We start from the raw sequence: 10,613 nt of genomic DNA, 5'->3' as shown, positions 1-10,613 counted from the left end.
CGTGTGCGCTCGGGCAGCTGCAGCCACTGGCCGACGTATTCCTCGATGCGCACCGGCACGCCGAAGTAGTCCTGCAGGATGGCCTTGAGGCCGTCCGGGTATCGGGTCTGTGCGGACAGGTGGCCGCTGTAGTGCAGCTTGGCGTTGTCGTCGATCAGCCCGACGCCGCGCAGGCTCGGCTGGCCGCGTCCGCTGAAGGCGGCCAGGCGTTCGGACCAGTAGTCGTCGTCCGGGCGGTCGTGGCTCACGGTCGGCCGGGCCTCGGCCCAGGCGCGATAGAACAGGCTCAGCAGGCGGTGGTGGAAGACGTCGAAGAACTGCTTGCTGGTGTCGTCGCCATGGTTGCGCTGGCGGTCGCGCACGTACTCGGTGATGTGCAGCGGCAGCGGGCCGTTGGGGCCGCCGAGGCCGAAGAAGAACTGCTCCAGGCGCCCCGGCGCGCCGTCCTCGGGCGCCTGCGCGGCGGCCAGGGTCGAGGGCGCGAAGCTGCCTTCGGGTTGCTGGCCCAGGCGCAGCGGGTCGTCCGCCAGCCGTCGCGAGTGGCCCAGGCGGGGCAGCTCGGGGTGTTCGCACTGGATGCGCCGCAGCGCCTGGAAGAAGTCGAACTCCCAGGGCTCGGCCTGCATCGCCTGCAGCGCGCTCAGAGGTTCGGACGACGTCCGGGTCGGGCTTTCCATCGCATGATCTCGCCACGTTCGGTGCTGCGAAGCACGGTTTCGGTGAAGCTGTTCAGGGACACGTAGCGCGCCAGGAAGCGCTCGAACACGGAGCCGAGGAGGAACACGCCGCTGCCGCGGAAGGCGTTCTCGTCGAACTCCAGGGTGATCTCCAGGCCGCGGCCGAAGACGATCGGGCCGGGCATCGGCAGGCGCCGGGTGATCGGCTTGCTGGACACCTCGCGCAGGCCCTCGATCTGCAGTTGCAGGGCCGGGTCCTGGTTGTCGCCGTACAGGCGCAGCAGTTCGCGCAGGGCGGCGGCGCCCTGGCCGTTCTCGGCCAGCGACAGGTAGTTCAGCGACAGCTGGCTGATCAGCCGCCAGGCCTCGCGCTCGTGGGCGCGGCTGGGGCGCGGCCGGCTCGGCCCGGCGAGGCAGCGCACCGCCTGCACCGGGGCGCTGTCGGCCAGGGTGAAGTCGCTGCTGCCGCTGCCGGGGTTCATGAACAGCGGCAGGTCGCGGTTGCTGCACATCGCGCCGAGGCCGAGCTGGCGCAGGTCGTGGCGGTAGGGCGCCTGGCGGCTGTCCACCAGGCTGATGAAGGTCTCGCTGCCGACGTAGCTGGAGCGCGCGCCGCTGCGGCGCTGTTCGCTGGAAAGCACACGCTGCTCGCGACGGAGGATGTAGTAGGCCTTCTCCTGGCCATAGCGCGATGGGTCGCGCACGGCATAGAAGGGCAGGAAGGTCTGGTCCGCGCCGGTGCCGTGGCCGCTCACCGAGGTCAGCGAATGAATCTCGAAATCCATCGGCCGGGTACGGTCGGCGATGGCGTGGTGTTCGTGTACCCGGTCGCTCAGGTGGATGCGGTCCAGGCGCCGGGGGAACAGGTTGATCGCCGGGGTGCAGAAGGGCACGAACTGCTCGGCGCCGACTTGGCCCTGCAACTGCTTGTCGAGGCGGTCGAAGAGTACGATCAGCTGCAGTTCCTCGCCGTCGCAGCGGCGCACCGCGCGTTGCAGGCCGGCGATATCGACGAACAGGTAGCGCTGCGGCAGGGCGAAGTATTCCTGCAGCAAGCGGTAGCCCTGGAACGCCTGCGGCACCACCGGCAGTGCGGCTTCTTCATCGTCGAAGCCACGCGGGCGCAGGGCATCGGCCGGCAGCCGTTCGACCCAGTCGCGGCCGCTCTGGCAGGCGTAGACCGCGCAGGCGTTGCCCAGCAGTTGTTCGTAGAGGCGCACCGGCACTTCGTCGACGCCGTTCAGGTAGAGMGGCAGGTTCTCCAGCGCCAGGCTGTTGAACGGCACTTCCGTGCCGCTGCGCAGGGTCAGGCGCAGGGCGGCCTTGGCGCGTGGTTCGGCGGCGGCCAGGCGGCCGAGTTCGGCGGCCGGGTTGGCGATGTACTCGGCCTGGGCCACGCGCAGCGGCCACAGGGTCACCTCGTGGGCGGTGCGGAATTCGCAGGGCGTCTGGCCTTCCTTGCCCAGCGGCGCGCGCAGCACGCTGTGGCGTGGCAGGCGGAAGCCGCTGTCCAGCGAGCCGTCGTCGGGGTTGGTCTGCATCTGTACCACGCACATCGACGGGGTCGGCGCGAGGTAGTGCGGGTAGGCGACTTCCAGCAGGTTGTGGGTGAAGGTCGGGTACTCGGCGTCGAGCTTGAGCTGCACCCGCGCGGTCAGCCAGGCGAAGCCTTCGAGCAGGCGCTCGACGTAGGGGTCGGCGCATTCCATGCCGGCGAGGCTGAGGCGGCTGGCGATCTTCGGGTAGTCGCGGGCGAACTCCGCGGCACCCTCGCGAATGTGTTGCAACTCCTGGTTGTACAGCTCCAGCAGACGCGGGTTCATGAGCGCCTCCGCTGCTCGGCGGGCACCACGGAAACATGCCCGGATTCCAGGTCCATCTCGGTGCGCAGCAACAGGGGCAGCGGCACGGGCTGGGCCCAGAGATCGCCCTCGATCTCGAAGCTCAGGGCGTTGTGATTCATCTCGCCGGCAGCCCTGTGTGCGCGCACCCGCAGGGTGTGGCGCAGGATGCGCGGCTCGAAGGTGGCGATGGCCTGGTGGATCAGTGCCTCCAGGGCCGCGACGTCGATGCTCGATGCACTGTTGCCGGCCAGCGGCGGCAGGCCGTAGTTCAGCACCGAGGTGCCGGCGGCGGTCTGCTGGCTGCGCTCGGGGTCGAGCAACGCCGTGGAATTGAGCAGCCAGGCAAGGTCGCGCAGTACCGCGGCGCGCAACTGGCTGTGCGAAAACACGCGCCGGTCCGGCGCTTCCTGGAGGTTGCCGGGGGCGTCATCGGTGAGGCGGTCGAGCAGCGATGGCTGCAGGCGCTCGCGGGAAGTCAGGTCGGCTACCAACACAGGGGTCCTGTATGCAGAGGCGGGAGGAGGGGCCTTGCGGCCCCGGTGCCCGCAGGCAGGCCCCCGGCCGCTGGGCGGCGGGGGCGTGCAGGCTTACTTCTTGACGTTCTGGCGGATGTTCCAGCCGTACTTGATCGGGCCGCCATCCTTGCCGCCATCGACTTTCTGCGGCTGGTAGTCGACCGCGACCTGGCCGAAGTTCAGCGAGATGGTCTCGGTGATGCGGTCATCGCCGCCCGAGCCGCCGGTGTGCATGGAGGTGACCAGCACTTCTTCCAGGGTGATGATGAGGTACTCGACCTGGTTGTCGCCGCCGGCCTTGCGCACCGTCAGCACCGCCTTGTCGATGTGCTTGCCGCTGGAGCAGTTCATCATCAGGTTCGGGGTGGATTTGTCGACGTACTTGGTCAGGGTCAGGTCCTGGATAGTGACCTTGCCTGCGCCACCGCCACCGCCGACGTGCATGTTGCCGGACTGGGTCATGCCCCAGCTCCAGTTCAGTACGTCGATCTCGTCCTTGTGAGTCTTGTCCATCGACTCGCCCTTGATGTCGCCGATCTTGATGAAGATATCGACAGCCATGTTCTCTCCTGTGGTGCAGTGACCGATTTGAAGGTGTCAGGGACGGCGCCAGTCCGATGGCGCCGCTGGGCATCGCCCGCGTCGCGCCCGATCAGGCGCCCTTGGCCGACGGCAGTTTGGAAACCAGCCGCAGCGACACTGTCAGCCCTTCGAGCTGGTAGTGCGGACGCAGGAAGAATTTCGAGTTGTAGTAGCCGGGGTTGCCCTCGACTTCCTCGACCACGACTTCCGCGGCGGCCAGCGGGTGCTGGGCCTTGGTGGTCTCGGTGGAGTGCGCCGGGTCGCCGTCGACATAGTTCAGGATCCAGTCCTGCAGCCAGCGCTGCATTTCGTCCTTCTCCTTGAAGGAGCCGATCTTGTCGCGAACGATGCACTTGAGGTAATGCGCGAAGCGGCAGGTGGCGAACAGGTACGGCAGGCGCGCGGCCAGGTTGGCGTTGGCGGTGGCGTCCGGGTCGTCGTACTCGGCCGGCTTCTGCAGGGACTGCGCGCCGATGAAGGCGGCGAAGTCGGTGTTCTTCTTGTGCAGCAGCGGCATGAAGCCGTTCTTCGCCAGCTCCGCCTCGCGGCGGTCGGAAATGGCGATCTCGGTCGGGCACTTCATGTCCACGCCACCGTCGTCGGTGGGGAAGGTGTGCGCCGGCAGGTTCGGCACTTCACCGCCGGATTCCACGCCACGGATGCGCGAGCACCAGCCGTAGTGCTTGAACGAGCGGTTGATGTTCACCGCCATGGCGTAGGCGGCGTTGGCCCAGGTGTACTTGCTGCTGTCGGCGCCGTCGGTGTTCTCTTCGAAGGCGAAGGCTTCCACCGGATCGGTCTTCGCACCGTACGGCTGGCGTGCCAGGAAGCGCGGCATGGTCAGGCCGATGTAGCGCGAATCCTCGGACTCGCGCAGCGAGCGCCAGCCGGCGTATTCGGGGGTGGTGAAGATCTTGGTGAGGTCACGCGGGTTGGACAGCTCCTGCCAGGAGCCCATGCCCAGCACGGTGGGCGAGGCGGCGGAGATGAACGGCGCGTGCATCGCCGCGCAGACCTTGGACAGCTCGCCGAGCAGCTCGACGTCCGGCGGCGACTGGTCGAAGTAGTAGTCGCCCACCAGGCAGCCGTAGGGCTCGCCGCCGAACTGGCCGTATTCCTCTTCGTAGAGCTTCTTGAACACCGGGCTCTGGTCCCAGGCGGTGCCCTTGAATTTCTTCAGGGTCTTGTGCAGCTCGGGCTTGGCGATGTTGAGCACGCGGATCTTCAGCTGCTCGTCGCTCTCGGTGTTGTTCACCAGGTAGTGCAGGCCGCGCCAGGCGCTTTCCACCTGCTGGAAGTCCTGGTGGTGGATGATCTGGTTGACCTGGGCGGTGAGCTTGGCATCGATGGCGGCAATGATCGACTCGATGGACTTGATCGCATCGTTGGAGATCAGGTTGGTCTGCGCCAGGGCCTGCTCGGCCAGGGTGCGCACGGCGGTTTCCACCGCTTCGCGGGCACGTTCGGTCTTGGGTTTGAATTCCTGCATCAGCAGGCTGGCGAACTCGCTGGTCTGCTCGCCGGCCGCTTCGATGGCCTGGCCATCACGCAACATCTCGCTCATGGGATCTTCCTCTGATCAGGCCTGGGGCTCGTTGTCCTGGGGTTTCGGCGCGCTGGCCAGGGCCTGCAGCAGGGCAGGGTCGGAGATGGCCTTCATGATGATGTCCTCGGCGCCGGTCTTGCCGTCCATGTAGGTCAGCAGGTTGGCCAGCTGGGTACGCGCTTCCAGCAGCTGCTTGAGCGAGTCGACCTGGCGCGCCACGGCGGCCGGGCTGAAGTCGTCCATGCTCTGGAAGGTGATGTCGACGCTCAGGTTGCCTTCACCGGTCAGCTCGTTGGGTACGTTGAACGCCACGCGCGGCTTCATGGCCTTGAGGCGCGAGTCGAAGTTGTCGACGTCGACCTCCAGGAACTTGCGCTCGGCCACCGGCGCCAGGGGCTCGGCGGGCTTGCCGGTGAGGTCGGCCATCACGCCCATGACGAACGGCAGCTGGACCTTCTTCTCGGCGCCGTAAAGCTCGACGTCGTACTCGATCTGCACCCGCGGGGCGCGATTGCGCGCAATGAATTTCTGGGAACTGCTGTTGCTGGACATGGCTTCTCTCCTGGTCGCCTGACGCGACGCTGCGTGTCGGCCCGCGGGCCTTCATCGATGTAGCGTGATCCCGTTTCCCTGGCCGTCAGGCCTGGTCCGCGTCGGGGCCGCGCAGGTTTTCGAACTGGCTGATGCCATCGGGAATCAGGTTGCGCACGATGCTGGCGAAATCCGCATCGACCAGCGTCCGCGCACGATTGAGCAGCACCGGCAAGGGGCTGGACGGTTCGTGGCGGGCGTAGTACTCCAGCAGCCGGTCGAGGCTGCGGCGCACATCGTCGCGATTGCGGATTTCACCGTTGCTGCGGGGCGCGGCAACACCAACGGCAGTGCCGCTGTCGGTGTCGTCGGCCACGGATTCGCTGTGCATCTGGGCAGTGGCGCTGTCGGCATTGGCCGGGGCGCTTTCGCCGAGCACCTGCAGGGCCAGCTTCAGCGGCTGGCGCAGGGGCTGCAGGTCGACGCCACGGTTGGAGCCGACCTGTTCGGCGACCTGGCGTTCGATGGCCTGGGCAGCCTCCAGCGCAGCGCTGATGGCGGCGCGGGTGGCGGCGAGCAGTTCGGGGTCGCTGTCCTGCAGGGCGCCGTGCAGTTCGTCGGCGCCGAGGGTTTCATCGGCGGACGGCAGCAGGCCGGCGGCGTTGAGCGCGGCGCGCAGGGTCACCGTGCCGAATACGCGGGAGCGCAGCAGCACGGCATTGCGCAGCAGGGCGAGGTTGGTTTCGCAGGTGAGGCCGGCGAGGGTGTTGACCCGTACGGTGGGGTCGTTGTCGTCGTCGGCATCCAGGCGCGGATAGAGTTCGGCCCAGTAGCGCGAGAGCAGTTCGCTGACCAGCGTCAGGCGTGCCGCAAGGCCTTCGAGGCCTTCCAGCGCGAGGCTGCTCTGCACTAGGAAATGGGTGATGCGCAGGTCTTTGCTGCGCTGCAACAGGGCGCTGCTGGCCTGCTCGATCGCACGCCAGTCCGGCGGCTCGGCGGCCTGCACCACGTCGCCCATGCTGCGCTCGGGGCGCCCCTGGGCATCACGTTCCAGTTGCAGGAATTCGCTGTCGTATTCGAGGTCGTCGCCACAGGGCGAATTGTCCGAAATCGAGGCGAGCAATAACGATCCATCCACAGTAATCGATCTCCCTATCGTCGTGGACTTGACCGACAAATTCCTCAGAAGTTTCCAAATTACTTCTGTCGGAAGTTGCCCTCAGCTTAATATCACTGAGCCATCACATATTTGCGATGAAGTCGCCATTTTTTGTTCAGTAGTTGCTTTTGTCAAGGTAAGCTATTTACGAGTTAGTGCAGTTGTGATCGACGCCAAAGAGTCGGAAAGTTCTTCGGCGATACGTGCTTGACGGTCACAGGACGAAGGATAAGATCGCGCGGTTTCCGCCGTTTGCCCTTCAGAATCACGGGTTCACGCTTGTAGGAAAAAAGTGTTGAACCCCCGTGGGGGTTGCGTTGTCCGTGGATGGACGACGGAAGGCGGAGCAGGCAGGGAGGCGACATGGCGCTGCGTTTGACCATCACCAGTTATCACAAGATCACCCCCGGCCAGTGCCCCGAGATGACACTGGAAAGTGGAGTGATGGCAATTGGCCGTAACTCCGACAATGATTGGGTATTGCCTGATCCTGCACGGCTGGTCTCTTCGCGACATTGCCTCGTTCAATATAAGGACGGGCGCTACTACCTCACCGACAACAGCACTAACGGCGTCGAGCTAGTCCACGCCGGAGTTCGCATGCGCCGTGGCAGCAGTGAACTTCTGGAAGATGGCGAAGTTATCCGCATCGGTGATTACGAGATTCAGGCGCGCATCGAAAGTGCTCTGGGCCAGGGCTCTTCGCCGTTCGTCGCGGCAGAGTCGGCGAACAGTTTCGAAGCGCTGATGGCCGCCCATCAGAACGGCCCGGCGGCGATCGCGGAAACGCCATTCAGCCCCTCGGCTTCGGCACATCTGCAAGGCGTTTCGCCGCAGGAAACCCTGCCCGATCTGTTCGATTTTCTCGCCCCGACAACGCCGGCCCCGGCGCCGGTTTCCGACCATGTTCCGGCCGAGCGCCACGACTTCCGACCGCCGGCGCCGACCCTGCCGCCACCGCCGGCCATGCCCAGCGTCGTCACCCCCGAAATTGCTCCGCCGAGCGCTGGCGCCGGGCTGATTCCGGCGGACTGGGACCTGCTCGGCGACACGCCGCCGGCCGTCGATCCGTTCGCCACAGCCAATCCGTTCGCCCCGGTCGAGCCCCCGGCAGCGCTCAGCGTGCAGTCCACGCCCATGCCCGTGCCTATGCCCGAACCGTTGCAGCCGGCAGTCGCACCGACAACCGAGGTGCCGGCAGCGCCCCGCGAACAGCTCGCAGCGCCCCGCGAAGCACCGCCGCAGCCGCCCCGCGCCGTAGAGCCCGCACCCTCCGATGAACTGCTGCAAGCCTTCCTGCGCGGTGCCGGGCTCGAACGCCTGCGCCTGGACCCACAGCAGGCCGCCGCGCAGATGGAGTCCATCGGTCGTAGTTACCGGCTGATGGTCGAGGGGCTGATCGACGTGCTGCGCGCCCGCAGCAGTCTCAAGGGCGAGTTCCGCATGCAGCAGACCCTGGTGCGCCCGGTGGAGAACAACCCGCTGAAATTCGCCCCCAATGCCGATGAAGCGCTGCTCCTGCTGCTGCGTGGCGGCAGCCCGGCGTTCATGGCTGCCGACCAGGCGGTGGGCGATGGTTTCAACGACCTGCGCGCCCACCAACTGGCGGTGATGGCCGGCGTCGAGGCGGCGATCAAGCACCTGCTGGCGCGCTTCGAACCGCAGGCGCTGGAAGCGCGCATGGGCAAGGGCGGCGGGCTTGCCAGCCTGCTGCCCGGCGCGCGCCAGGCGCAGAGCTGGCAGCAGTTCGTCGAGCTGTACGCGACGCTGTCGCGCGAGGCCGAAGAAGATTTCCAGGACCTGTTCGGACGTGAGTTCGGCCGGGCCTACGAGCAACACATCGTCCGACTGCGGCAACCCTAGGCCGACCGATCAGGGATGAGACAAGAGCGTTACCGAGGAACAAGGATGATTCGACAGGTCTTACTGGCAGCGGGCTTGGCCCTGCTGTGCAACGGCTGCTCCAGCGATGCCGCCAGCCCCGCGCCGGCGCCCGAGGAGGGCACCCGCGTGACCCTGCAACTGCAGGCCGACAGCCGCTTGAACCCCACCCCGGAAGGCTACAGCGCCCCGGTGCGCGTGCGCCTGCTGGAGCTGCGCAGCGCTGCCGGCTTCGAACGCGCCGATTACTTCAGCCTCGCCGAACACGCCGCCACGGTCCTGGGCAACGACCTGATCGCCCAGGACGAATGGCTGCTGCAACCGGGCGAGCAGCGCGAGCTGACCCGCCACCTCGATCCCGCTACCCGCCAACTGGCGCTGATGGTCGGCTACCGCGACCTCGACCGCGCGCAGTGGCGCAGCGTGCTGCAACCGGTGGCCGGGCAGGCCGCCAGCTACCGCATCGAACTGGGCGCCAACGCCGTGCACGCGGTGGCCCTGGAACAACCCTCCCGTCCTGACTCTCGCTAATCGGAGCCCCCATGTCCTGGAATAATCGCGTGATCTGGTCGGAAGGCATGTTCATCGGCACCCAGCATTTCCAGCAGCACGACCGCTACCTGGAAAGCCTCATCGACTCCCGCAGCCGGCCGCTGTCCGCCGCCGGCTGGGGTTTCTCCGAACTGCAGATCGACCCCGGCCTGCTGGCCCAGGGCAAGCTGGCCATCGTCTCGGCACGCGGCCTGCTGCCCGACGGCACGCCGTTCAACATCCCGCAGGAAGACGTCGCCCCCGAACCGCTGGAGATCGAGGACGGCCTGCGCGACGGCGTGATCCACCTGGCCCTGCCGCTGCGCCGCCCTGGCGTGCGCGACACGGTGGAGGCGGGCGAGAACGCCGGTGGCGCGCGCTATCGCAGCCAGGTGCGCGAGGTGCGTGACGACAATGCCGCGTTCGAAAGTCGCGTGCCGGTGGCTGTGGGCGATCGCGCGCTGCGCCTGCTCACCGCCGCCGACGGCTTGCACGATTACGCCGCCCTGGGGGTGGTGCGGGTGCGCGAGAAGCGCGCCGACCGTTCCCTGGTGCTGGACGAGCAGTACATTCCGCCGCTGCTCGACGTCAGCGTGAGCAAGCCGCTGGCGGCGTTCCGCAGCGAACTACTGGGCCTGCTGCACCAGCGCGGCGAAGCCCTCGCCGGGCGGGTGGTGGCCTCCAGCGCCGGCGGCGCCTCGGAGATCGCCGACTTCATGCTGCTGCAGCTGGTCAACCGCGCCGAGCCGCTGGTGGCGCACCTGGCGCGGATCAGCCCGCTGCACCCGGAGCGGCTGTACAGCGAGCTGCTCGCCCTGGCCGGCGAGTTCGCCACCTTCTCCAGCGCCGAGCGGCGCCCGGCGGCGTTCCCGGTGTACCAGCACGACGACCTGGTCACTAGCTTCACCCCGCTGATGCAGGCCCTGCGCGAGGCGCTGTCGATGCTCATCGACAGCAAGGCAGTACCGATCCCCATCGTCGAGAAGGCCTACGGCATCCACGTCGGCATGCTCGCCGACCGCAGCCTGCTGGACAACGCCAGCTTCGTCCTCGTGGTGCGCGCCGACATGCCCGCCGAGACCCTGCGCGGGCGCTTCGGCCAGCAGAGCAAGATCGGCTCGGTGGAGCACATCCGCGACCTGGTCAACCTGCAGCTGCCGGGCATCGGCCTGCTGCCGTTGCCGGTGGCGCCGCGGCAGATTCCGTTCCACGCCGGCTCCACCTACTACGAGCTGGACCGTGGCAGCGAGCACTGGAAGCAGCTGGCGCAGTCCGGTGGCTTCGCCTTCCACGTCGCCGGTGAATTCCCCGGCCTGAACCTGGCCTTCTGGGCGATCCGGGGATAAG

General features: G+C 67.2%; 10 protein-coding genes. 3 read left to right on the top strand and 7 right to left on the bottom strand.

The window, feature by feature from the left end:
• The 7 genes from tssG to tssA form a co-directional block, all read right to left on the bottom strand.
• Positions 1–677 (bottom strand): type VI secretion system baseplate subunit TssG (gene tssG / locus QO207_RS21975; protein ID WP_301534410.1); only part of this gene is annotated, 677 nt, incomplete at its 3' end.
• Positions 641–2,500 (bottom strand): type VI secretion system baseplate subunit TssF, encoded by a 1,860-nt coding sequence (tssF, locus tag QO207_RS21970; protein WP_301534409.1) that lies wholly within the window; start codon positions 2,498–2,500, stop codon positions 641–643. The genes tssG and tssF, both read right to left, overlap by 37 nt.
• Positions 2,497–3,012: a type VI secretion system baseplate subunit TssE gene (gene tssE, locus QO207_RS21965; RefSeq protein ID WP_301534408.1), complete on the bottom strand. Its 516-nt coding sequence runs from the start codon at positions 3,010–3,012 to the stop codon at positions 2,497–2,499. Before tssE ends, tssF begins: the two co-directional genes overlap by 4 nt.
• A gap of 96 nt (positions 3,013–3,108) precedes the next feature.
• The gene (locus tag QO207_RS21960; RefSeq protein ID WP_301534407.1) at positions 3,109–3,597 is read right to left on the bottom strand and encodes a type VI secretion system tube protein Hcp; all 489 of its coding nucleotides are present in this window, start codon (positions 3,595–3,597) and stop codon (positions 3,109–3,111) included.
• A gap of 91 nt (positions 3,598–3,688) precedes the next feature.
• Positions 3,689–5,182, bottom strand: a complete 1,494-nt coding sequence (gene tssC, locus QO207_RS21955) for a type VI secretion system contractile sheath large subunit (RefSeq protein WP_301534406.1) — start codon at positions 5,180–5,182, stop codon at positions 3,689–3,691.
• A 15-nt stretch (positions 5,183–5,197) separates the two neighbouring features.
• Positions 5,198–5,716: a type VI secretion system contractile sheath small subunit gene (gene tssB / locus QO207_RS21950; protein ID WP_301534405.1), complete on the bottom strand. Its 519-nt coding sequence runs from the start codon at positions 5,714–5,716 to the stop codon at positions 5,198–5,200.
• Positions 5,717–5,801: 85 nt separating this feature from the next.
• Positions 5,802–6,833 (bottom strand): type VI secretion system protein TssA, encoded by a 1,032-nt coding sequence (tssA, locus tag QO207_RS21945; protein WP_301534404.1) that lies wholly within the window; start codon positions 6,831–6,833, stop codon positions 5,802–5,804.
• A 384-nt stretch (positions 6,834–7,217) separates the two neighbouring features.
• Between tssA and tagH the strand changes: the two genes are divergently transcribed.
• Genes tagH through tssK form a run of 3 tightly spaced genes read left to right on the top strand, consistent with a single transcriptional unit; the run spans position 7,218 to position 10,612 of the window.
• Positions 7,218–8,717: a type VI secretion system-associated FHA domain protein TagH gene (gene tagH, locus QO207_RS21940; RefSeq protein ID WP_301534403.1), complete on the top strand. Its 1,500-nt coding sequence runs from the start codon at positions 7,218–7,220 to the stop codon at positions 8,715–8,717.
• 45 nt (positions 8,718–8,762) lie between these two features.
• Positions 8,763–9,266 (top strand): type VI secretion system lipoprotein TssJ, encoded by a 504-nt coding sequence (tssJ, locus tag QO207_RS21935; RefSeq protein ID WP_301534402.1) that lies wholly within the window; start codon positions 8,763–8,765, stop codon positions 9,264–9,266.
• 11 nt (positions 9,267–9,277) lie between these two features.
• Positions 9,278–10,612, top strand: a complete 1,335-nt coding sequence (gene tssK / locus QO207_RS21930) for a type VI secretion system baseplate subunit TssK (RefSeq protein ID WP_301534401.1) — start codon at positions 9,278–9,280, stop codon at positions 10,610–10,612.
• Position 10,613 lies beyond the last annotated feature (1 nt).

Origin of the sequence: Pseudomonas sp. CAN1 (assembly GCF_030462585.1) — a bacterium.
Classification (GTDB): domain Bacteria; phylum Pseudomonadota; class Gammaproteobacteria; order Pseudomonadales; family Pseudomonadaceae; genus Pseudomonas.
Note: the sequence above shows the minus strand (reverse complement) of the source record. Positions and strands in the feature narration are given on the sequence as shown.

Coding starts and splice junctions, on each gene's coding strand:
- tssB (WP_301534405.1), bottom strand. CDS start 5,716: ATGTCCAGCAACAGCAGTTCCCAGAAATTCATTGCGCGCAATCGCGCC.
- tssJ (WP_301534402.1), top strand. CDS start 8,763: ATGATTCGACAGGTCTTACTGGCAGCGGGCTTGGCCCTGCTGTGCAAC.
- tssC (WP_301534406.1), bottom strand. CDS start 5,182: ATGAGCGAGATGTTGCGTGATGGCCAGGCCATCGAAGCGGCCGGCGAG.
- tssK (WP_301534401.1), top strand. CDS start 9,278: ATGTCCTGGAATAATCGCGTGATCTGGTCGGAAGGCATGTTCATCGGC.
- tagH (WP_301534403.1), top strand. CDS start 7,218: ATGGCGCTGCGTTTGACCATCACCAGTTATCACAAGATCACCCCCGGC.
- QO207_RS21960 (WP_301534407.1), bottom strand. CDS start 3,597: ATGGCTGTCGATATCTTCATCAAGATCGGCGACATCAAGGGCGAGTCG.